Source organism: Streptomyces sp. NPDC002209, assembly GCF_042890265.1.
Classification (GTDB): Bacteria; Actinomycetota; Actinomycetes; order Streptomycetales; family Streptomycetaceae; genus Streptomyces.
In genome coordinates this window covers 577,511-598,435 of the sequence record NZ_JBIARX010000001.1, presented here as the reverse complement: position 1 = coordinate 598,435, position 20,925 = coordinate 577,511, and the positions used below count along the sequence as shown (strand labels likewise).

The window sequence follows — 20,925 nt, the reverse complement described above, 5'->3', positions numbered from 1 at the left end:
GAAGGGGCAGGGGCCGGCCGGGCCGCCGGGCCGGCCCGGGGCGGATCAGCAGCCGTTGAGGATGTTCACCAGGGCCGTCTTCTCGCCCGAGTCCATGCTCAGAGCCCAGTACTGCTTCACCTGGACCCACATGCGGGCGTACGTGCAGCGGTAGGCGGTCCGCGGCGGCAGCCACTTGCCCGGGTCGAGGTCGCCCTTGGCCTGGTTGACGTTGTCGGTGACCGCGATGAGCTGCGGGCGGGTGAGGTCGTTGGCGAACTGCTGGCGCTGGGAGGTGGTCCAGGAGCTGGCCCCGGAGCGCCAGGCCTCGGCGAGCGGAACGACGTGGTCGATGTCGAGGTCGGCGGCGGCGGTCCAGGTGGCGCCGTCGTACTCGGAGTACCAGCTGCCGCTCACGGAGGCGCAGGCCGAGTCGGTGACGACGTTGACGCCGTCGCGCTTGAGGACCGTCTCGCGGGTGTTGCAGGTGCCGGAGACGGTGCTCCAGTGCGGGAAGAGGCTGCGGCTGTAGCCGCTGAGGGAGCCTTCGGTCTTCGGGGTGACCGTGGCGAGGTAGGAGCGGGCTGCCGCGGCGCTGATGGGGGTCGGCGGGGCGGCCTGGGCGACGGGCGCGGTCACGAGGGAGGTGAGGGCGGCGAGCGTGGCTGCTGACGCGAGCATGCCGATTCGACGCGCGTAGACAGTGGATATGAGGGCCATGAGGGGGCTCCCTGGGTGGGGGGGGTGTGGCCGGTCAGCCCCGGAGGGGCGCGGCCATGGTGGCGGCGCCAGATTGCGTGGCGGCGGGCGCAAGGTTACAGGCTTGCGACATGAGCACGTCACATGCGTGCGCGGACAACTCCCCGGAATTAATCGGAAGTTGCACTTCCGCAAGAAGGTGGGGCAGGCGCGGCCGGGCGGGCGGGCCGGGTGCGGCGATCACGGCGGAACCACGACAGGACCAAGGGCCTATTTCGGGCGATGGGGGCCGTCGCGTATTCTGGGGGAGCAGAAGGGGAGTAGCTCTTCGCCGGACCGTCGACATACTGCTGGGTCACCCCAGCCGGCGCCCGGAGGCAGGCCGCGCGCAGCGGCCGGCCAGCGAGACCTTCGGCCGCAGTGTCCTGTTCCGGTCCATCTGCACCCGCCACACACGGGTGCGTGGACCCAGTCAGGGCGCCGTCGAGCCGAAGCGACCCCTGAAACACCCCAGGTCTCTCGGTATCGATGGCGTCCTGCCCGACCGATTGAGGTTCCGCCCCCGTGTTCAGCAGCACCTTCAGCATCACCGTCACGGCGATCGCCTTCGGAGTCGTCTTCCTCGCGGAGCTCCCCGACAAGACGGCCCTCGCCGGCCTGATGCTCGGCACCCGCTACCGCGCCTCGTACGTCTTCGCCGGCGTCGCCGCCGCCTTCGCCGTACACGTCGCGCTCGCCATCGCCGCCGGCAGCGTGCTGACCCTCCTCCCGCACCGGCTCGTCCAGGCCGTCGTCGGTGTCCTCTTCCTCGCGGGCGCGGCCATGCTCCTCCTGAAGAAGAGCGACGGGGACGACGAGGTCAAGGCACCTGCCGACCAGTCCTTCTGGAAGGTCTCCGGGGCCGGATTCATGCTGATCCTGGTGGCCGAGTTCGGCGACCTGACCCAGATCATGACCGCCAACCTCGCCGCACGCTACGACAACCCCGTCTCGGTCGGCATCGGCGCCGTCCTCGCCCTCTGGGCCGTCGCGGGCATCGGCATCCTGGGCGGCAAGACCCTCATGAAGTACGTGCCGCTGCGCCTGATCACGAAGGTCGCGGCGGGTGTGATGGCGGCGCTGGCGGCGTTCTCGCTGTACGAGGCCATCGCGGGCTGACGGGAGTGCGGACCGGGCGCGGGGATATCCCGTTGCGTGAGGCGGACGCACGGGGCACGCTCGCGGGCGTGACCGACAGTACTGACTCCGCGCCCGAACGACGCTTCGGCTGGTCCAACATGTTCGTCCACCCCGACGAGGACACCCGCACCGATGGCGGCTTCCGGGGCGAACGCGCCGTCCTCGCCGGTTACCTGCGCGACCAGCGGCTGACGCTGGAGCTGAAGTGCTCCGGACTCGACGCCGAGGCGATGGCCCGCCGCTCGGTGGAGCCGTCGAACCTCTCCCTGCTGGGGCTCGTACGGCACCTGGCAGGAGTGGAGCAGTACTGGTTCCGCCAGGTGATGGCGGGCGAGGACGTACGACGCCACTACCGCTCGGCTCAGGACCCGGCGGCCGACTTCACGCAGGCAGTGGCCGACCCGGCGGTGGTCGCGGACGCCTGGGCCACCTGGCGGGCCGAGGTCGCCTTCGCGGAACGGCTGGTGGCCGAGGCTCCCGACCTGGACGTCGCGGGCGACAGCGACGGACAGCCGATGGAGCTCCGCGAGGTCCTGGTCCACATGATCGAGGAGTACGCCCGCCACAACGGCCATGCCGATTTCCTGCGCGAGCGGATCGACGGGCGGGTGGGGCAGTAGGGGGGCGGGCAGCCGACCAGCGGACGCCAATCCGGGAGCACCGCGTACCGACGGGGCACGTCCGCGGCCCCACGGCCACCGGAACGGGCATCTGCTCACCGTCTGGTGCAGGTTGACCCTGCCCGGACCCGGGACGGGGGTCATACGGACCCTAGATGGGGCGGTGCCCCTCCCCACAACCCGCTCACCGGCCCGGACCGGTGCCCCTGCCGGGCCGGGGTGTGGCTGGACACAGACTGCCGGCCGGGATCTCTGATCGGACCTGCTCGGAACATGAACCCCCTGACCGTTCCTTCGGGGGCTTCCCGGCAGTCTTATGGCGTTCCGGGGCGGGCCGGTCGGTCAAGGGTGGCCGAAGGCCATCGCGAAGCGACGCGACCGCAGGGAGCGCCCTTGAGGGACCGGCACGACACGGAAGGACAGTGGACTGCCGGGAAGCCCCCGGACGCCCTCCCGACGCGGAGTACAAAGCCCCCGCTCCGCTCCGCCCTGAGCTCGCCCCCGCCCCGAGCCCCCTCAGGCCCCCGGCGTCAGCGTCAGGTGGATCGAGCCCTCGACGGTGGCGGTCACGCGCACCGAGGTGAGGTCGGGGACGTGGGCCGTCGGGGCGTGGGCCGCGGCCCGGGGGCCTATGCCGATCACGCGCATGCCCGCAGCCAGGCCCGCGGCGATGCCTGCTGCGGAGTCCTCGAAGACGACGCAGTCGGCGGGGTCCACGCCCAGTTCGGCGGCGCCCTTGAGGAACCCCTCGGGGTCGGGCTTGCTGGCCTGGACCGACTCGGCCGTGACCCTCACCTCGGGCATCGGCAGGGCCGCGGCGGTCATCCGGGCCGTGGCCAGGGCCGCGCCGGCGGAGGTGACCAGAGCGTGCGGCAGCCCGCCGATCGCCGCCATGAACTCCGCGGCTCCGCCGACCGGGACCACACCGTCGGTGTCGGCGGTCTCGCGGGCCAGCATCTCGATGTTCTCGGCGTAATTGAGCTCCATCGGGCGCTCCGGCAGGAGGATGGCCATCGTGGCGTACCCCTGGCGGCCGTGGACCACCTTGAGGGCCTCCTGCGGATCCAGCCCGTGCGACACCGCCCAGTCGCGCCAGCAGCGCTCGACCACCGCGTCGGAGTTGACGATGGTGCCGTCCATGTCCAGGAGCAGGGCCTTGGCGGTGAGGACGACGGGTGCGGTGGTGGTGCTGGCCGACATCGGCGGTGCTCCAGACGGGGCGGGAAAGAGAACAAGCGGCTCCGCCCACCGGTCAGGGAGTGCGGGCGGAACCACTTTGTTTCTATACGATACAAAACATTGGGCGGTCTGCGCCACTCCGTGAGGAATCAGCCCGTGCCCTCCAGCGCCCGACGGGTCGCCGGACCGTAGACGCCCCAGTCCTCGTCGATCTCGTTCTGCCACTGGAAATCCGAGACGGCCCTCTCCGTCCGGTCGTCGAACTTTCCGTTGAACTTCCCGCGGTAGTAGCCCCGCGCCGCCAACAGCCGCTGCATCTTCTCCACCTCCGGACCCGAGTCCCCGTAGCGCAGCGTCGGCGCAGGCGGGGGTGGTGCCGGGGCGCTCGGCTTGCTGCTGCTGGTGCTCCCCGACGGGGTCGGGGACGGGGGTGCCGAGCTGCGGGAGGCGGTGGGCGAGGCGGAGGTGGACGCCGACTTGGAGGCGCTCGGTGACGGCGAAGCCGAGGCCGAGGCCGAGCGGGACGGGCTGCTCGTGGCGGCCGGCTGCGTCGGGCCGGCCGGAGCCAGGCTCGCGGCGGGCGCGGTGGGCTTGGCGTCCAGCAGGACGGTGTCGCTGTCACCGGAGCGCGGGAGCATCCCCAGCGCCAGGGCCGCCGTGCCGACGGCGACCACCGTGCCGGCGCCGGCCAGGACCGTCGGGAGCCGACGTCGGCGGGACGGGCCGGTCCGCTTCTCGGGGCCCCCTCCCCCTCCCCTCCCCCCGCCCCTCGGGCCGGCTGCCGGGGTGGCCGCCCGGAGCTGGACCGTCTCGGCCGGCCAGAGCGCCTGCGGCGGCGTGTCCGGCCAGGCCACGGGTATGCCGTACGCGGGGGTGTCGTCCCCCGGCGGCGCCTCGGCAGGACGGGCGTACCCGCCCGTCCCGGCACCGGCCACCACGCCCCGCACCGGCTGCGGGGGCGGCGGGTCGTCGGACTGGCCGGGGTGGGGAAGCGTCACGTACGGACGGATGCGCAGTGGCTCGAAACCGGCCACCGGCGCGCACCCGCAGTCGACGCCCACGGCGCCGCATTCTGGACAGCGCTCAGCGCTCAACTGGAATCCCTCCCTGGCCATTGCCTGCGATTATGCAGACCCTCCGGGGCCTGCCCAACCCGCCCGAGAGGCCATATCCGGCCACACCGCTCAGGATGGACATGTTGATCCGGCCCGAGGAGGAACGGATGGCTCAGGACGTGACCACGGACGCCGCGGAACCCGCTCCCCAACCGCAGAAGTCCGGCCCGGCCGCCGAACACACCTCCCGCGAGGTCCTCGTCTCCATCGGCGCGCTGCTGCTCGGCCTGCTCCTCGCCGCCCTCGACCAGACCATCGTCTCCACGGCCCTGCCGACGATCGTCAGCGAGCTGGGCGGCATGGCCCACCTGTCCTGGGTCGTCACCGCCTACATGCTCGCCTCCACCGCCGCCACACCGCTGTGGGGCAAGCTCGGCGACCAGTACGGACGCAAGAAGCTGTACCAGGGCGCCATCGTGCTCTTCCTCATCGGATCGGCGCTGTGCGGGATCGCCCAGGACATGCCGCAGCTCATCGGGTTCCGCGCCCTGCAGGGCCTGGGCGGCGGCGGACTGATCGTGCTGTCGATGGCGATCGTCGGCGACATCGTCCCGCCCCGCGAGCGCGGCAAGTACCAGGGGCTCTTCGGCGCCGTCTTCGGCGCGACCAGCGTCCTCGGACCGCTGCTGGGCGGCCTGTTCGTCGACAACCTGTCCTGGCGCTGGGTCTTCTACATCAACCTCCCCATCGGTCTCGTCGCGCTCGCCGTCATCGCCGCGGCCCTGCACATCCCGGCGCGCCGCTCGAAGCACACCATCGACTACCTCGGCACGTTCCTCATCGCCTGCGTCGCCACCTGCCTCGTGCTCGTCGCCTCCCTCGGCGGCACCTGGGGCTGGGGCTCGACCCGGATCATCGGCCTGGCCGTCCTCGGCGCCGGGCTGCTCGCCGCCTTCCTCCTCGTCGAGCGGCGGGCCGTCGAACCCGTCCTGCCGCTGGGGCTGTTCAGGATCCGCACCTTCACCCTCTGCTCGGTGATCAGCTTCGTCGTCGGTTTCGCGATGTTCGGCGCGATGGTCTACCTGCCGACCTTCCTCCAGGTGGTCCAGGGCGTCTCGCCCACCATGTCCGGCGTGCACATGCTGCCGATGGTGCTCGGCATGCTGATCTCCTCCACCGCCTCCGGCCAGATCGTCAGCCGCACCGGACGGTGGAAGGTCTTCCCGATCGCGGGCACGGCCGTGACCGCGATCGGGCTGCTCCTGCTGCACCAGCTGGAGCGCACCAGCGGCACCTGGGAGATGAGCATCTGCTTCTTCGTGTTCGGTACCGGGCTGGGTCTGGTCATGCAGGTGCTGGTGCTGGTCGTGCAGAACGCCGTCAGCTACGCCGATCTCGGCGTCGCCACCTCCGGTGCCACGTTCTTCCGCTCCATCGGCGCCTCCTTCGGTGTTGCGATCTTCGGCACGGTGTTCACCAACCGGCTCGACGGAAAGCTCGCCACCGCCTTCGCCGGGCTTCCGGTTCCGCCCGGTTCGGCCGCGCTGGTGGAGGCCGATCCACGGGCCATCGAACGGCTGCCCGCCGCTCTGCAGCCCCGCGTGCTCGACGCGTACGCCTCTTCCATCACCGACGTCTTCCTCTACGCCGTGCCCGTCGTCCTCATCGCCTTCGTCGTCGCCTGGTTCCTCAAGGAGGACGTGCTCCGCGGCTCGGTCACCGCCCCCGACGTCACCGAGACCCTCGCCTCCAACCCCGTCCACCGCTCCTCCCGCGACGAGGTCGCCCGCGCGCTGACCGTCCTCGGGACCCGTGAGGGGCGCCGCCACGTCTACGAGAAGATCACCGCAAAGGCCGGCTTCGACCTGCTGCCCGCGGCCAGCTGGCTGCTGCTGCGGATCAAGAAGTACGGCTCGGCCGAGCCTTCGATGCTCGCGGAACGGACCACCGTGCCGCTGAAGGTGATCACGGACGCCGCCCGCCAGGTCGAGGAGCGCGGACTGGCCGTTCGGGAGGGACTGCCGCTCGTCCTGACCGCGCGCGGTCAGGAGTACGCCGAGAAGCTGGCCGAGGCCCGCGAGGAGTCGCTGGCCGAGCTGCTCGGCGACTGGTGGGGCCCGGACCGCCCGACCGACCTGGTCAAGCTGGTCAAGGAGATCAACGCGGAGCTCTGCGGATCCGACGCCGAGGAGCCCTACGACTCCGCGCCGCGCCGGGACCACGCCGCGCACTGACCCCGACGGGCGGGCAGGAAGGACTCGGGCCGGGCTCAGACGAGGCTCAGACCAGGGGCTTTTCGAACCAGTGCTCCGCGTACTGGCCCGCGTTGTACGCCGGTATCTCCGCGTACCCGTGCCGCGCGTACAACGCCCGGGCCTCCACCAGGTCCGACCGGGTGTCGAGCCGGACCCGCTCGGCGCCCAGCGCGCGGGCCTCGTCCTCCAGGACGGCGAGCAGCGCCGCCCCGCCGCCGGTTCCGCGGGCGGCAGGGTCCACGTACACCCTGGTGAGCTCGGCGGTGACGGGGTCGAGCAGCCGTATGCCGCCGCACGCCAGGGGCCTGCCGTCCAGGCGGCCGACGACGAACCGGCCCGTCGGCGGGACGAGCCCGTCGTCCGGGTCGTCCCGCAGGCCCTCGTCGATCTCGGCCTCGGTGACGGACCGTTTCCAGTACCGGCCGGCGACTTCCGCGTAGTACGCGCGGCGCAGTGCGGTGGCGTCGGCGGTGGCGAAGTGCTCGGCGACGACGGCCCACTCGCCCGCCTTGCCTGCCTCGCCTGCCTCGCGGGGCGCGGGGACGGTGGAGCTGCTGCTCGTGCTGTTGATGTTCATGGCGCCATTGTGGAGTCCGTGCGCGTCCCGCCGCGTGGAATATCCACAGGTACAGGCCGATGATAGGAAAAGACGCATATCACTCACATGGAGGGCGTGAAACGCCATGTCCGAGCACCCTGACGCTGCCCTGATCCGCCGCGGTTACGAGGCCTTCGGCAAGGGCGACATGGAGACGCTGGGCTCGCTGATGACGGCCGACGTCATCCACCACGTGCCCGGCAGCAACCCGCTCTCGGGGCACCACAAGGGCCGTGAAGCCGTCCTCGACATGTACCGGCGGCTCGGCGAGGAGACGAACGGCACCTTCCAGGCCGACCTGCACTCGGTGCTGGTCGACGGGCGCGGCCACGTCATGGCCTTCCACACGGCGCGCGGCGACCGCGGCGACCACGGGATCGAGATCCAGGAGGGCCTCTTCTTCACGATCGTCGGCGGGAAGATCACCGACATTGACGAGTGCACGCAGGACATCGACGAGGCGGACCGTTTCTGGGGCTGATCCCCAACCTGCCGACCCCGGCCCGGACCCGGACCGACCGGGCCCGGACCTCCTCGTCCCGCCCCCGGCTCAGCCCTGCGGCCTCGGCGCCGCCTGCTGCACGACCTCGAAGGACCACACCGTCGAACCCGAAGCGGCCGGCTTCGGGCGCTCACCCGCACCGCCGCCCTGGTGGGCGGCCTTCATGGGCCCCTCCATCCACGCCTGGAAGTCCTCCTCCGACCGCCACCGCGTGTACACCAGGTACTGGTCCGTCCCCTCGACGGGACGCAGCAGCTCGAACCACTCGAACCCGTCCGAACCCTCCACGGCGCCCGCCCGCGAGGCGAACCGCTGCTCCAGTACTTCCCGCTGCTCGGCGGGCACGGTCAGTGCGTTGATCTTCACGATGCTCATGCCCGCCATCCTAGGGATCCCGTGCGGGATATCGTCCTCCCAGGTAATGAAGTGGTGCATGAAACGCGGCAGCCAGGCGAAGTCAAGGTTGCGGTCAACAGGGCGGGAGGCCGGCGAGGCGTGGCTAACGCGGCAGAGCACGGTGGTGCGAACGGACATGCCGGGGTCATAGGCGGTAGCGGCAGGCTGGGGGCGGCACGGTTCCTCCTGTGGGCGCTGGCCGGTGTCCTCGCCGTCAGACAGGCCGCCGCAGTGCTGCGCGTGCCACCGGGCGAGTGGCTCAGCGAGTTCCAGCTCCCCAGCAGTTTTCCCGGCTCGCTCTACGACGGCGGCCAGTTCACCGGGACCCCCTTCGCCGGGATGGTCCTGAGGCCGTTCCTCGGTCTTGCGGCGCCCTCCCTGGAGGTGGCCTGGACCTGTGTGACGCTGCTGTTCGTCGCCGCCGTCGGGCTGGTCGCCGCGCGCGGCCTGCCCGACCCCGTGCCGCGGCGCACCGCGCTGCTCGCCGCGCCCGTGCTGGTCGGCCTGATGATGGTGTCGCTGCCCGTCCGGGCGGCCGCCTCGCCGGGCCAGACCGCCGTCCTGCCCGTGCTGCTGGTGCTGCTGGCCGTGTTCCGCGTGCCCGGCGAGCGCCCGGCCGGCTTCCTCGTCGGCCTCGCCGCCGCGCTCCAGCCGGCCCTGCTGCTGTTCGCGCCGCTGCTGTGGCTCACCGGCCGCCGCCCCACCGCCAAGACCGCCGCCGTGACGTTCGCCGGAGCCACCGCGCTGTCCTGGGCGGCCCTGCCGCGCGACTCCTGGACGTACTGGGTCCACCACCTGGCCGGCACCGGTCTCGGCGGCGCCCCCGACAGCCTCGCCAACCAGTCCGTGCACGGCGCGCTGCTGCGGCTCGGCCTGGGCGGCCCGCTCGAGATCCTGCTGTACGTGGCCCTCGCGGCCGGGATCGCCTGGGTCGGCCTGCGCCGCGCGGCCCGCTACGCCCGCGACGGCCAGCTGCTGCTCGCCGTGGCCGTCACCGGCTGCGTGGCCGTCGCCGTGGCGCCGACCGGCTGGCGCCACCAGCTGCTGTGGGTGCTGCTCGCGGTGGCCGGCAAGGTCGGCAAGCGGGCGGCGGACCGCCCCGTGTGGCCGGTGGCCGTGGTGCTCGCCATGACGCTGCCCAGCGATGTGCTGCTGCCCAACCTGGCCGCGCTGGCCCCCGTACGGGACAACGTGCTGCTGCTCGCCGCGCTGGCGGCGGCCTGCGCGGTGCCGTTCCTGCCGAGCTCCTCGCCGTACTGGCGCGAGCCCGTCGCGACGGAGTACAGCCGGCCGGCCGCCGCCCGGTGGGCGCGGGTGCCGCTGCTGCCGTTCTGGCGGCGCGTGCTGTCGCGCCCCAACCTGCTGCTGGAGCTGCTGCTGATACGGGTGGGGTACTCGCTGTACTCGCACATCCGGGCCGCCGCGCCGAGCAGCCGCAGTGTCGCCGAGGGCCACGGGAGTCAGATCCACGCCGTCGAGCGGGCGCTGGGCATCGACGTCGAGCACGCCGTCAACCACGCCGTCGTGAACCTGCCCTGGCTGGAGAAGTTCTTCAACTTCTACTACACGTCGTTCCACTTCGTGGTGCCGCTGACGATCCTGGCGGTCCTGTACTGGCGCAGGCCGGGCGACTACCGCTGGGCCCGCGCCTCCCTGGGCCTGGCCACCGTCCTCGCGCTCGTCGGCTTCTGGCTGTACCCGCTGGCGCCGCCGCGGCTGATGCCCGCGCTCGGCTTCATCGACACCGTGCACGGACCGCAGGATCTGGCCCATCCGCAGTACGGGGCGATGACCGCGATCTCCAACCAGTACGCGGCGATGCCCTCGCTGCACTTCGGCTGGTCGCTGTGGTGCGGGATCGTGATCATCACGCTCGCGCCGAAGGGCTGGCAGAAGCTCCTCGGGGCGCTCCACCCGCTGATCACGGTGTGCGCGATCGTCGCCACCGCCAACCACTGGGTGCTCGACGCGGTCGGCGGCGCGGTCGTCATCGGCGCCGGGTTCGGGCTCGTGTACGTACTGTCGGGGCCGCGCGGCGCCGCCTTGCCGGCCGGGCTGAGCGTGCCGCGGCCGCGCGAGCCGGAGCGCGCGGGCGCCGCCACGCGCAGCCGGGCCTGAGCAGCCGCGCCTGACGGCCGGATTCCGCAGCGCGAAGGGGTGCCGGGGCAGGCCGTGTGCCCGTCCCGGCACCCCTTCGGTGGATCGCCGCGTGCTGTCAGGATCCGCCGTCGGCGGCCCCTGCGCCACCCGGGGCGATCAGCGGGCCCCCGCCTCGCCCGCGCAGAGCCGGTCCACGACGAGCGCGATGGCGGCCTCGGCGGTGTCGGTCTCGGCGATGACGGTGTTCAGGCTGGGGCTGCGCACCCGGAAGCGGCCGTCGGGCGTGGGCTCGACGGCCGGTGCCTCCACCTCGAAGGGGTGGCGGGTGCGGGAGCTGAACCACAGGGTCCACTGGCGGGTGAACGGGTACAGCCGGCGCAGCTGCGGCTGCGCGGCGGCGGCCTCGATGAGGTCGATGACGCCGCGGCACAGCGTCTCGGGCCCGCCGCGCTCCAGGATCAGCTGCCACGTCGTGGGCAGCCGCTGCCAGCGGGCATCCACCCGGTGAGCGGTGTCTGTGTCGGCAGCGTGAAGGTTCATCCGCGCAGTGTGACGCCCCGCCGGTCTCAGGACAATGGTCCGGAAGTCAACGATCCGGCATACGTGCGCCCCCGATGCGCCCCACCCGCACGCCGGGCGTGCCCCGGCGCGTGTTCCCCGGCGCCATTCCAGGGGACGGCAGGGGCCGGGGCGTGGGAGGAGCGGCCCCTGCCGCCGTGGACCGGTACGGCCACGGACACGTGCTCAACCGTGGCTGACCCGGAGCTCCTTGATGCCGTTGAGCCAGGCGGCGCGCAGCCGGCGCGGTTCCTCGCCGGTCAGCCGCAGGTCGGGCAGGGTGTCGGCCAGCGCGTTGAAGATCAGGTCGATCTCCATGATGGCCAGGGACTTGCCCAGGCAGAAGTGCGGGCCGCCGCCGCCGAAGCCCAGGTGCGGGTTCGGGTCGCGGGTGATGTCGAAGCGGTCGGGGTCGGTGAAGACCTCGGGGTCGTGGTTGGCGGAGGAGTAGAAGAGCCCCACCCGGTCGCCCGCCTTGATCTTCTGCCCGCCCAGTTCGGTGTCCTGGGTGGCGGTGCGCTGGAAGGACACCACGGGGGTGGCCCAGCGGACGATCTCCTCGGCGGCCGTCGCCGGCCGGGTCGCCTTGTACAGCTCCCACTGGTCGGGGTGGGTCAGGAAGGCGTGCATGCCGTGGCTGATGGCGTTGCGCGTGGTCTCGTTGCCGGCGACCGCCAGGAGCAGCACGAAGAAGCCGAACTCGTCGGAGCCCAGGTTGCCCTGGCCCTCGGCCGCCACCAGCTGCGTGACGATGTCCTTGGCCGGGCACTCCTTGCGGGCGGCGGAGAGGTTCATGGCGTAGCCGATGAGCTCCACGGCCGCGTTGGAGCCGACCTCCTCGGTGATCGCGTACTCGGGGTCGTCGTACGCGATCATCTTGTTCGACCAGTCGAAGATGCGCAGGCGGTCCTCCTGCGGTACGCCGATCAGTTCGGCGATGGCCTGCAGCGGGAGCTCGCAGGCGACCTGCGTGACGAAGTCGAAGCTGCCGTCGGCCGAGGCCTCCAGGGCCTGCGCGACGATCTTCCGGGCCCGGTCGCGCAGGGCCTCCTCCAGGCCGCGGATGGCCCGCGGGGTGAAACCGCGCTGCACGATCTGGCGTACGCGGGTGTGTTCCGGCGGATCCATGTTCAGCATGATCAGGCGCTGGGCATCTATCTGCTCGCGCTGGATGTGCTCGTTGAAGCGGATGATCGCCGTATTGGTGGTGGAGGAGAACAACTCCGGGTGCGTGGAGACGTACTTGACGTCCGCGTGCCGGGTCACGACCCAGTAGCCCTCGTCGTCGAAGCCGGTGATGCCGCGCTGCTGGGAGCACCACCACACGGGTGCGGTCTGCCGCAGCTGTGCGAACTCGGGGAAGGGGACCCGGTCCTGGAGGAGGTCGGGGTCGGTGGCGTCGAAGCCTTCGGGCAGCGCGGGACAGGGCATCGGGCGACTCCAAAGTCTGACGGCCCATCAGAAGTTGGCTTGAAGGTAGTAACGAGTTCTAGAAGTGACAAGGGTCCTCGCGTCAACTGTTGCGTGTGGAATCCGTGTAAGCCGCGTGCAAGACCCTTGCGTGCCGGGCCTCCGGGTCATAAGACTGCGAGGAGAACTAGAACGCGTACTAGTTCGGGCGGGGCGCCGGGACGGCCCGCCGCGCCGGCACAGTGCAGGAGAGGACGAGCTCATGGCCGCGGAACCCGTCATCGTCGAAGCCGTACGCACCCCGATCGGCAAGCGCGGGGGCGCGCTCGCCAACCTCCATCCCGCCTACCTGCTCGGCGAGACGTACCGCGAACTCCTCGCCCGTACCGGAATCCAGCCCGACTGCGTCGAGCAGATCGTCGGCGGCACCGTCACCCACGCCGGCGAGCAGTCCATGAACCCGGCGCGCAACGCCTGGCTCGCCATGGGCCTGCCGTACGAGACCGCCGCGACCACCGTGGACTGCCAGTGCGGCAGCTCCCAGCAGGCCAACCACATGGTCGCCAACATGATCTCCGGCGGTGTCATGGACATCGGCATCGCCTGCGGCGTCGAGGCGATGAGCCGGGTGCCGCTGGGCTCCGGCTCCAAGCACGGCCCCGGCAAGCCCTTCCCGGACGAGTGGAACGTCGACCTCCCCAACCAGTTCGAGGCCGCCGAGCGGATCGCCCGCCACCGGGGCCTGACCCGCGAGGACGTCGACCGGCTCGGGCTGCTCTCCCAGGAGCGGGCCGCGACCGCATGGGCCGAGGAGCGGTTCAAGAGGGAGACCTTCGCCGTCCAGGTCCCGACGACGGAGGAGGAGCAGGCCGCCGGGCAGGGCATGTGGCGGCTGGTCGACCGCGACGAGGGCCTGCGCGACACCAGCATGGAGGCGCTGGCCCGGCTCAAGCCGGTCATGCCGACCGCCGTGCACACCGCCGGGAACTCCTCGCAGATATCCGACGGGGCCGCCGCGGTGATGTGGGCCTCGCGGAAGATGGCCCGCGCGCTCAAGCTCAAGCCGCGCGCCCGGATCGTCGCCCAGACCCTGGTCGGCGCCGACCCGCACTACCACCTCGACGGGCCGATCGACGCGACGCGGGCCGTGCTCGGCAAGGCCGGGATGTCCCTCAAGGACATCGACCTGGTCGAGATCAACGAGGCCTTCGCGTCCGTCGTCCTCAGCTGGGCCCAGGTCTTCGAACAGGACCTGGAGAAGGTCAACGTCAACGGCGGCGGCATCGCGCTCGGCCACCCCGTCGGCGCGACCGGAGCCCGGCTGATCACCACCGCGCTGCACGAGCTCGAGCGCCGCGACAAGGAATTCGCGCTGATCACCATGTGCGCGGGAGGCGCGCTGGCGACCGGGACGATCATCCAGCGGCTGTGAGCGGGCGCGGCGTCCACCGAACCCTGTGGGATGGGAAACAGAAGGCCCCGGTGGCCGGACCTGGGGAGGTCCGGCCACCGGGGCCTTCGCACTGCTCGTGCGCCGAGCGGCTACCGCTGGCTTAGTACCAGTGGTTGGCCTGCCAGAAGTTCCAGGCGCCGACCGGGCTGCCGTAGCGGGAGTTCATGTAGTCCAGGCCCCACTTGATCTGGGTGGCCGGGTTGGTCTTCCAGTCCGCACCCGCGGAGGCCATCTTCGAGGCCGGCAGGGCCTGGGCCAGGCCGTAGGCGCCCGAGGAGGCGTTGGTGGCGGTGTGGTCCCAGCCGCTCTCGTGGGAAATGATCTTGTCGAAGGCGGCGAACTGGGCCGGGTCCTTGATCATCTGGTGCGCGATCGCCTTGGCGCTCGTCGGGGCCGCCTGGGCGGGAACCGTGGCGAGCATGGTGCCGGCGACGCCCAGGGCGACGATGGAGCCGGCGAGGGTCTTCTTGGAGGCGGCGATGCGACGGATGACGTGGGACACGGATGAAACCTTCCGCAGGGGACAAGGGCGGTCGCGGGCATGTCGGGGACATGCGTGAGCCACTCACGCAGAGGAGAGGGGTTCGTCGGGCGGGGGGCGAAGGCCCCGCTGCCGTGGCGACAACACCAGTTAGCCAGCTCCCCGGGGCCCTGGCAACGACCCCGGCTACTAGCCGCCCTCGCAGCCGGGGCCCCGCGGACCCGCGCCGGGGGCGCTCGTGTTCTTGCAGGTGAGGATCGGCTTCCGGGCCGCGGGGGCGGGCCTGCGAGGGCTACTATCCCGCGTCGTATGTGACGTGGGTCCTATGGGGTGAGTCACCGGGAGAGGGTCCGAATGTCACCTTCTGTGGCGGTTCGTTACACGGAATGGGGTGTGCGCCGGGCGGCTTTCAACCCGAACCGAAGGAAACGGGCGCCTCGAACGCCGCTTTTCGCACCGCCCGGCGCAACGCCTTCAGCAGGGTGCCGCCGACCGCGAGGGTCAGTACGACGGTCAGCACCGCCCGGCCCAGGTCCCAGCCCAGCGAGGTCGCCGCGCAGTACGCGAGGAAGCGAGCCAGGTTGGAGGCCACCGGATCCCCCGGGTGGAAGGAGATGCCCTGGCCCATGCCTTGCAGCAGCACCCAGCCCTGCAGGTTCATGATCGTGCCGTACGCGAACGAGCCCACGAAGCCGTACGCCGCCAGCATCAGCAGCTCCGCCCGGCCCCGGATCCTCCCCCAAGCCCTCGGCTTCGCTCGAGCAGGGGAGACCCCCGTCGCGCCGGGCAGCAGCCCGGCGCCCAGCGAGAACCAGCCCATCGCCAGCATCTGGAACGGCATCCACGGCCCGACCCCGCCCGTGAGCAGGGCGGAGGCGAACATCGTGACCGAGCCGAGGACGAAGCCGAAGCCCGGGCCGAGGACGCGGCCGCTGAGCACCATCAGGAAGAACATCGGCTCCAGGCCGGCGGTGCCGGCGCCCAGCGGCCTGAGGGCGGCCCCGACCGCGGCGAGTACCCCGAGCATCGCCACCGCCTTGGCGTCCATGCCCTGGTCGGCGATGGTCGCGACGACGACGGCGACGAGGAGGGGCAGCAGCGCCGCGAAGAGCCAGGGGGCGTCCTGGGAGTGGGCGAGGCCGGACTGGCGGCCGGCGAGCAGCGGCCAGCCGAAGGCCGCGATGCCGATGAGGGTGACGAGGACCAGGGCGACGGCGGCCCGGGGGCCGATGCGCAGGGGGCGGGCGGAGTGGTTCACGCGGCGCCCCCGGCGGCGGGCGGGGTGGCCGGCGGCGTGCCCTCGGCGGTGGCCAGGGCGTTCGCGACCTGGGTCACCGTGAGCCAGTGGCCCGGGGCCAGGATCTTGGCCACCTGCGGGGCGAAGGCCGGGGACGACACGACGACCTCGGCGGTCGGGCCGTCCGCGACGATCTCGCCGCCGGCGAGGATCACCACCCGGTGGGCCAGCTCGGCGGCGAGCTCCACGTCGTGGGTGGCGAGGACGATGGCGTGCCCGTCGGCGGCGAGGCCGCGCAGGATCTCGATCAGGCGGGCCTTGGCGGCGTAGTCGAGACCGCGGGTGGGTTCGTCGAGCAGGAGCAGCGCGGGGCGGCCGGTGAGTACGAGGGCCAGGGCGAGGGCCAGGCGCTGCCCCTCGGAGAGGTCCCGGGGGTGGGTGTCGTCGGGGACGTCCGGGAGCAGGGCGCAGACGAGGTCCCGGCAGGTGCCGGGGGCCGCGCCGGCGTCGGCGTCGGCGGCGGAGCACTCGGCGGCGACGGTGTCGGCGTAGAGGAGGTCGCGGGGTTCCTGCGGGACGAGGCCGACGCGGCGGACCATCTCCTGCGGGGCGGTGCGGTGGGGGGTGCGGCCGCCGACGGTCACCGTGCCGGTGGTGGGGGCGAGCGTGCCGATGAGGGTGGCGAGGAGGGTGGACTTGCCGGCGCCGTTGCGGCCCATGAGGGCGATGGTCTCGCCGGGGGCCACGGAGAGGTCGATGCCGTGGAGGACTTCGGCGCGGCCGCGGCGGAGCGAGAGGGCGGTTGCCCTGGCCACGGGTCCCGGGGTGCTGGTGCCGGCGCCTCCGCCTCCGCCTGCTTCGGTCGCGGTCGAGCTGCCGGCTCCGGTTCGGGTACCGGTCCCGGCGGTGGTCGCGGGGCCGGGGGTCGGCTCGCTCCGGCGGAGCAGGCGGGCCAGGAGGCCGGGGCCGCTGCGCGGGGCTTCTTCCCCACCCCGCCCCTTCCCGATCCCGGGGCTCCGCCCCAGACCCCGCACCTCCAACGCCGGCGGGGCTGGGTGGTGCGGCGTGGCCTGGGCCTGGGCCTGGGCCGGTACGGAGGAGGGGGTGCTGCCGCCGGCCCCCGGCGCCCTGAACGCGGACGGGGTGAGGGACAGGCGGGTCAGGAGCGGAGCGGACCGGCGGCGGGCGTCGCGGACGGACAAGGGGAGGGGGGACCACTGCGCCAGGCGGCCCAGGGCCACCACCGGGGGGTGGACAGGGGAGACCGCCATGATCGACGCGGGGCTGCCGAGGACCGGCGGCGCACCCGGGGCCGGGAGGAGGAGGACCTGGTCGGCGTACTGGACGACGCGTTCCAGGCGGTGCTCCGCCATCAAGACCGTCGTGCCCAGATCGTGGACCAGGCGCTGGAGGACCGCCAGGACCTCCTCGGCCGCCGCCGGATCCAGCGCCGACGTCGGCTCGTCCAGGACCAGGACCTTCGGGTGCGGGGTCAGGACCGAGCCGATCGCGACCCGCTGCTGCTGGCCGCCGGAGAGGGTGGCGATGGGGCGGTCGCGCAGTTCGTTCAGGCCCAGCAGGTCCAGGGTCTCCTCGACCCGGCGGCGCATGACGGCCGGGGCCAGGCCCAGGGACTCCATGCCGTAGGCGAGCTCGTCCTCGACCACGTCCGTCACGAAGTGCGCGAGCGGATCCTGGCCGACCGTGCCCACGACATCGGCGAGCTCGCGCGGCTTGTGGGTGCGGGTGTCACGGCCGGCGACGGTGACGCGGCCCCGCAGCGTGCCCCCGGTGAAATGCGGGACCAGGCCGGAGACCGCACCGAGGAGGGTCGACTTGCCGACACCCGACGGGCCGACCAGGAGCGTGAGCTCGCCCTCCGGGATCACCAGGTCGGCGTCGCGCAGGGCGGGCTGCGCGGCGCCGTCGTACGTGACCGACACCTGCTCGAAGCGGATCACTGCGATGCCTCCTTCGGAGGTGCGGACGGTGCGGACGGTGCGGACGGCGCCGACGGCGCCGACGGTACGGGCGCCACGAAGGCGGGGAGCAGGCCGATCAGGATCGCCGCCGCCGGCCACAGCGGGAGCGTGGGCGCCACCAGGGGGACGACGCCGGGGAGCAGCGCGTCCGGGTCGACGGCCGCGGCGCGGATCAGCACGGCCGCGACCGCCGCGCCGGACCCGGAGACCACCCACGCACGCCACCCCCAGCGGTCGGGCCGGTAGCGGGTCCGGATGCTGCGCCGACCGCCCAGGCGCAGGCCCGCGAGGGCCAGGACGAGGCCGATGAGCAGGACCGGCAGCCCGTACGCGGCGCCCTCGGCGGCGAGCAGCCCGTACGTGCCCGCGCACATGCCGAGCAGGCCGCCGAGGGTGAGGACGTTGGTGGTGTGCCGCACGGCGGGCGGGACCTGCGCGCTGCGGCCGTAGCCGCGGGCGTCCATCGAGGCGGCGACGGCGACGGAGCGCTCGAGGGCGCCCTCCAGGACGGGCAGGCCGATCTGGAGGATCGCCTTGACGCCGCCGGTGGGGCGGCCGCGCAGGCGGCGGGCGGTCCGCAGGCGGGCGACGTCGGCGACCATGTTCGGCGCGAAGGTCATGGCGACGACGACGGCGACGCCGGCCTCGTAGAGGGCGGCCGGGAGGGATTTCAGCAGGCGCGCCGGGTTGGCGAGGGCGTTCGCGGCGCCGACGCAGACGAGGAGGGTGGCCAGCTTGGCGCCGTCGTAGAAGGCGAAGACGAGCTGCTCGGCGGTGACGTGGCCGCCGATGCGGATGCCCTGGGCCGCCCAGGCGGGGAGCGGGAGCTCGGGGAGGGTGAGCAGCACGTGCGCGCCGGGGATCGGGGAGCCGAGCAGCACGGAGAAGAGGAGGCGGAGCCCGACGACGAAGAGGCCGAGCTTGAGGAAGGCGCCGTAGGACCGTGCCCAGGGGGCGGAGGTCCGGCGGGCGGCCACGACGTAGCCGGCCACGCCGACGATCAGGCCGAGGAGAAGGGGATTGGTGGTGCGGGAGGCGGCCGTGGCGAGGCCGAGCGCCCAGAGCCACCAGGCTCCCGCGTGCAGGGCGTTCCCCCGGCGGGCCTGCGGCGCCGCGATGCGGCGGACCCGGCTCTTCTCGTACGCCGGCCAGGACCCGGGGTCGCCCGCCCCGGCGGGTCCGGGCCCGGCCGGGGTCCCGTCGCCGGCTGCGGGCCGGCGGGTCCCGGCGGTCCCCGGCTGCGCCGGGCGGGGTGCCCCGGCGCGGCCGGGGACCGTCAGCGGCGCGGGGGCGGTGGGCGGAGTGGGGCGCGGGATCTCCGCGAGGTGGGGATCCGTGGGATCGGGGGTCATCGCCGGCGGCGGGATTGCCAGACCGCGGCTGCCGCCAGGGCGGCCACCGCCGCCGCGCCCGCCAGGAGGCCCGTCGACGGGCCCCCGCCCTTGGGCGCTGCGTGCGTCGGCCCGGGGGCCGCGTCGGCGATCTGTTCGCCGCAACCCTGCTTCGGGTAGCCCGACACCGCGCACAGCAGCGCCGCGCTGTTGTAGCGGAGCGGCTTGGCGGCCTCCGCCAGGGCCTCGGCCGCCGTGGCGTCCGGGGCGACCTGGACGCAGGCCGTGCGGGGGGTGTCCTGCGGCGGGGTGTCGCCCGCCGGGGCGTCCGCCGGGACGCCGAAGTCGACGACCACGGCGATCCGCTTGCGGCCCTCCACGGCCGCAGTGGCTGCGCAGACCGACGCGAAGTCGGCCGCCGCGCGCGGCTTCGCGGCCTCGGCCGCCGCGTCCTGACTCACCGCGAAACGGAACCCCAGGGCCGAGCCGTCCGCCGGGCGGGCCGTGGAGGGGCCCTGCGTGGCGTACTGCCACTGGCCTCCCGGACCCTCCCAGAACGACCAGTAGCGGTAGCCCGCCGCCAGCGCGGGCGAGGCCGCCAGGAGGGTGAGGAGGATGCCGAACGCGAGGACCGACGGAGTCAGGATGCGGCGGCGCATCAGAGCTGGTTCTTCTTCCGGCGGCCGCTGAGGAGGACGCCGATGCCCATGCCGGCCGCCAGGCCCGCGCCCACGATCCACCACACGTTCCGGTTCGACGACTTCGAGTCCTCCTTGGGCTTCGGCGCCGCCGACTCACCCGTCTGCGGGGCCGGGCCCGTTGCGTTCAGGGCCGTCACCAGGTCCGTGCCGCCGAACGACTTCGGGTCCGTGCCCGTCGCGTGCGCGGCCAGCACCAGGGTGCCGAGTGCCGCCGGGCTGCCCTTGGCCCAATCCGCCGAGTTGGCCTTCAGCCACTCCAGCGCGCCCGCCGCCGACTGCGTGTGCCCGGCCGCGGCCAGCGCGATCACCGCGTCGGCGGTGTTGCCGGTGTCCGCGGTCGGCTGGTCGGCGCCGGGGGTGACGGCCGTGAGGTGGCCGTCCTTCTTCAGCGTCTCGGCCAGGTAGCCGGCCGCGCCCTGGGCGGCGGTTGCCGGGTCGGTGGCGGCTGCCGGGCAGGCCAGTGTGGCTGCGGGGGTGTCCGTCGGGGCAGGGGGCACGACCGACCCCTGGCCGAGGCCGGCCAGGACCGCGGCGGCCGTGGCGTCGGCGTTGGCCGGGAGCTTGCCGTCGGCCGGCTGGTACCCGAAGGCACCCCGGTCGGCGGCCGGCTCGGCGGCGCAGCCCAGCTGGAAGGCGAGCAGGCCCTCGTACGCGGACTTGCCCGCCTTCGACTTCACCTCGGCCGGCGTCTCGCCCGCCACGGCCAGCGCGCTGATGACGATGGAGGTGGAGTTGCCCTCGCTCGGGGTGCCGGGGACGAAGGCCCAGCCGCCGTCCTCGTTCTGGACGGACTTCAGCCAGTCGACGCCCTTCTTCACCGCCGCGTCCTGGCCGCCCAGCGCCTTCAGCGCCTGCACGGCCATCGCGGTGGCGTTGGTGTCGAACATCGTCTTGTCGTCGCAGGCGGCGCCCGCGTCCGCGCGGAAGGAGGCGAAGCCGCCGTTCGCGCACTGCTGGCCGGCGAGCCAGGCGACGGCTTCCTTGGCCGGCTTGACGCCGACCGTGTGCTGGGCGAGCAGCGCGAAGGACTGCCGCCACACGCCGTCGTACGTCGGGTCGGTTTTGCCGTACAGCCCGGACGGGATCACCGGGGCCGGCGGGGCGGAGGGGGAGGGCGCGGCGAGGGCTGCGGGGGCGGCACCCACGCAGAGCACGGCGGAGGCGGCGAGCGCGGCGGCGCTGCGGCGGACGTTCATGGGGGCGGGTGCCT

Annotated in this window: 19 protein-coding genes; 6 read left to right on the top strand and 13 right to left on the bottom strand. The window is 73.0% G+C overall.

The window, feature by feature from the left end; translation table 11 throughout:
* Positions 1-45: 45 nt before the first annotated feature.
* Complete coding sequence (locus ACFYXK_RS02745; RefSeq protein WP_389409837.1) at positions 46-690, bottom strand: HNH endonuclease family protein; 645 nt, start codon at positions 688-690, stop codon at positions 46-48.
* Between the two features lie 552 nt (positions 691-1,242).
* Here ACFYXK_RS02745 and ACFYXK_RS02740 point away from each other — a divergent pair.
* Both ACFYXK_RS02740 and ACFYXK_RS02735 read left to right on the top strand, forming a co-directional pair.
* Positions 1,243-1,836, top strand: coding sequence for a TMEM165/GDT1 family protein (locus ACFYXK_RS02740; RefSeq protein WP_383515942.1), 594 nt, complete (start codon positions 1,243-1,245; stop codon positions 1,834-1,836).
* A 119-nt stretch (positions 1,837-1,955) separates the two neighbouring features.
* Entirely contained in the window at positions 1,956-2,477 is a 522-nt protein-coding gene (locus ACFYXK_RS02735; RefSeq protein WP_389409836.1) for a DinB family protein, read from the top strand.
* A gap of 516 nt (positions 2,478-2,993) precedes the next feature.
* On the opposite strand, the gene ACFYXK_RS02730 is transcribed toward ACFYXK_RS02735, so the two are convergent.
* Positions 2,994-3,677, bottom strand: coding sequence for an HAD-IA family hydrolase (locus tag ACFYXK_RS02730; protein WP_389409501.1), 684 nt, complete (start codon positions 3,675-3,677; stop codon positions 2,994-2,996).
* A gap of 128 nt (positions 3,678-3,805) precedes the next feature.
* Positions 3,806-4,654 (bottom strand): peptidoglycan-binding protein, encoded by an 849-nt coding sequence (locus ACFYXK_RS02725; RefSeq protein WP_389409500.1) that lies wholly within the window; start codon positions 4,652-4,654, stop codon positions 3,806-3,808.
* A 224-nt stretch (positions 4,655-4,878) separates the two neighbouring features.
* Here ACFYXK_RS02725 and ACFYXK_RS02720 point away from each other — a divergent pair, with 224 nt between their 5' ends.
* Complete coding sequence (locus tag ACFYXK_RS02720) at positions 4,879-6,945, top strand: DHA2 family efflux MFS transporter permease subunit (protein WP_389409499.1); 2,067 nt, start codon at positions 4,879-4,881, stop codon at positions 6,943-6,945.
* Positions 6,946-6,991: 46 nt separating this feature from the next.
* Here the strand turns inward: ACFYXK_RS02720 and ACFYXK_RS02715 are convergent, their stop codons facing one another.
* Positions 6,992-7,543 carry a GNAT family N-acetyltransferase gene (locus ACFYXK_RS02715; RefSeq protein ID WP_389409498.1) on the bottom strand — a complete coding sequence of 184 codons (552 nt, stop codon included), beginning with the start codon at positions 7,541-7,543 and terminating at the stop codon, positions 6,992-6,994.
* 106 nt (positions 7,544-7,649) lie between these two features.
* On the opposite strand from ACFYXK_RS02715, the gene ACFYXK_RS02710 reads away from it, so the two are divergent.
* Positions 7,650-8,045 carry a nuclear transport factor 2 family protein gene (locus tag ACFYXK_RS02710; protein ID WP_389409497.1) on the top strand — a complete coding sequence of 132 codons (396 nt, stop codon included), beginning with the start codon at positions 7,650-7,652 and terminating at the stop codon, positions 8,043-8,045.
* A gap of 69 nt (positions 8,046-8,114) precedes the next feature.
* Here ACFYXK_RS02710 and ACFYXK_RS02705 read toward each other — a convergent pair whose 3' ends face one another.
* Positions 8,115-8,441, bottom strand: a complete 327-nt coding sequence (locus tag ACFYXK_RS02705) for an antibiotic biosynthesis monooxygenase family protein (protein WP_389409496.1) — start codon at positions 8,439-8,441, stop codon at positions 8,115-8,117.
* 120 nt (positions 8,442-8,561) lie between these two features.
* On the opposite strand from ACFYXK_RS02705, the gene ACFYXK_RS02700 reads away from it, so the two are divergent.
* On the top strand, positions 8,562-10,580 hold the full coding sequence (locus ACFYXK_RS02700; RefSeq protein ID WP_389409495.1) for a bifunctional glycosyltransferase 87/phosphatase PAP2 family protein: 2,019 nt from the start codon (positions 8,562-8,564) through the stop codon (positions 10,578-10,580).
* A gap of 138 nt (positions 10,581-10,718) precedes the next feature.
* On the opposite strand, the gene ACFYXK_RS02695 is transcribed toward ACFYXK_RS02700, so the two are convergent.
* Both ACFYXK_RS02695 and ACFYXK_RS02690 read right to left on the bottom strand, forming a co-directional pair.
* Positions 10,719-11,102, bottom strand: a complete 384-nt coding sequence (locus ACFYXK_RS02695; protein WP_389409494.1) for a DUF6193 family natural product biosynthesis protein — start codon at positions 11,100-11,102, stop codon at positions 10,719-10,721.
* Between the two features lie 204 nt (positions 11,103-11,306).
* Entirely contained in the window at positions 11,307-12,551 is a 1,245-nt protein-coding gene (locus tag ACFYXK_RS02690) for a cytochrome P450 (RefSeq protein WP_383515958.1), read from the bottom strand.
* 241 nt (positions 12,552-12,792) lie between these two features.
* On the opposite strand from ACFYXK_RS02690, the gene ACFYXK_RS02685 reads away from it, so the two are divergent.
* On the top strand, positions 12,793-13,962 hold the full coding sequence (locus ACFYXK_RS02685) for a steroid 3-ketoacyl-CoA thiolase (protein ID WP_363175330.1): 1,170 nt from the start codon (positions 12,793-12,795) through the stop codon (positions 13,960-13,962).
* A 121-nt stretch (positions 13,963-14,083) separates the two neighbouring features.
* On the opposite strand, the gene ACFYXK_RS02680 is transcribed toward ACFYXK_RS02685, so the two are convergent.
* From ACFYXK_RS02680 to ACFYXK_RS02655, 6 genes are all read right to left on the bottom strand, one after another.
* Positions 14,084-14,485 (bottom strand): transglycosylase SLT domain-containing protein, encoded by a 402-nt coding sequence (locus ACFYXK_RS02680; RefSeq protein ID WP_389409493.1) that lies wholly within the window; start codon positions 14,483-14,485, stop codon positions 14,084-14,086.
* 388 nt (positions 14,486-14,873) lie between these two features.
* A complete protein-coding gene (locus ACFYXK_RS02675; RefSeq protein ID WP_389409492.1) occupies positions 14,874-15,722 on the bottom strand; it encodes an ECF transporter S component in 849 nt (282 codons plus the stop codon).
* Entirely contained in the window at positions 15,719-17,662 is a 1,944-nt protein-coding gene (locus tag ACFYXK_RS02670; protein ID WP_389409491.1) for an ABC transporter ATP-binding protein, read from the bottom strand. The genes ACFYXK_RS02675 and ACFYXK_RS02670 overlap by 4 nt, the downstream gene beginning before the upstream one ends.
* Entirely contained in the window at positions 17,659-19,035 is a 1,377-nt protein-coding gene (locus tag ACFYXK_RS02665) for an energy-coupling factor transporter transmembrane protein EcfT (protein ID WP_389409490.1), read from the bottom strand. Before ACFYXK_RS02665 ends, ACFYXK_RS02670 begins: the two co-directional genes overlap by 4 nt.
* On the bottom strand, positions 19,032-19,673 hold the full coding sequence (locus tag ACFYXK_RS02660; RefSeq protein ID WP_389409489.1) for an SCO2322 family protein: 642 nt from the start codon (positions 19,671-19,673) through the stop codon (positions 19,032-19,034). Before ACFYXK_RS02660 ends, ACFYXK_RS02665 begins: the two co-directional genes overlap by 4 nt.
* Entirely contained in the window at positions 19,673-20,911 is a 1,239-nt protein-coding gene (locus ACFYXK_RS02655; RefSeq protein WP_389409488.1) for a prenyltransferase/squalene oxidase repeat-containing protein, read from the bottom strand. The genes ACFYXK_RS02660 and ACFYXK_RS02655 overlap by 1 nt, the downstream gene beginning before the upstream one ends.
* Positions 20,912-20,925: the final 14 nt, after the last annotated feature.

Coding starts and splice junctions, on each gene's coding strand:
- ACFYXK_RS02735 (WP_389409836.1), top strand. CDS start 1,956: ATGTTCGTCCACCCCGACGAGGACACCCGCACCGATGGCGGCTTCCGG.
- ACFYXK_RS02730 (WP_389409501.1), bottom strand. CDS start 3,677: ATGTCGGCCAGCACCACCACCGCACCCGTCGTCCTCACCGCCAAGGCC.
- ACFYXK_RS02720 (WP_389409499.1), top strand. CDS start 4,879: ATGGCTCAGGACGTGACCACGGACGCCGCGGAACCCGCTCCCCAACCG.
- ACFYXK_RS02715 (WP_389409498.1), bottom strand. CDS start 7,543: ATGAACATCAACAGCACGAGCAGCAGCTCCACCGTCCCCGCGCCCCGC.
- ACFYXK_RS02710 (WP_389409497.1), top strand. CDS start 7,650: ATGTCCGAGCACCCTGACGCTGCCCTGATCCGCCGCGGTTACGAGGCC.
- ACFYXK_RS02705 (WP_389409496.1), bottom strand. CDS start 8,441: ATGAGCATCGTGAAGATCAACGCACTGACCGTGCCCGCCGAGCAGCGG.
- ACFYXK_RS02695 (WP_389409494.1), bottom strand. CDS start 11,102: ATGAACCTTCACGCTGCCGACACAGACACCGCTCACCGGGTGGATGCC.
- ACFYXK_RS02690 (WP_383515958.1), bottom strand. CDS start 12,551: ATGCCCTGTCCCGCGCTGCCCGAAGGCTTCGACGCCACCGACCCCGAC.
- ACFYXK_RS02685 (WP_363175330.1), top strand. CDS start 12,793: ATGGCCGCGGAACCCGTCATCGTCGAAGCCGTACGCACCCCGATCGGC.
- ACFYXK_RS02665 (WP_389409490.1), bottom strand. CDS start 19,035: ATGACCCCCGATCCCACGGATCCCCACCTCGCGGAGATCCCGCGCCCC.
- ACFYXK_RS02660 (WP_389409489.1), bottom strand. CDS start 19,673: ATGCGCCGCCGCATCCTGACTCCGTCGGTCCTCGCGTTCGGCATCCTC.
- ACFYXK_RS02655 (WP_389409488.1), bottom strand. CDS start 20,911: ATGAACGTCCGCCGCAGCGCCGCCGCGCTCGCCGCCTCCGCCGTGCTC.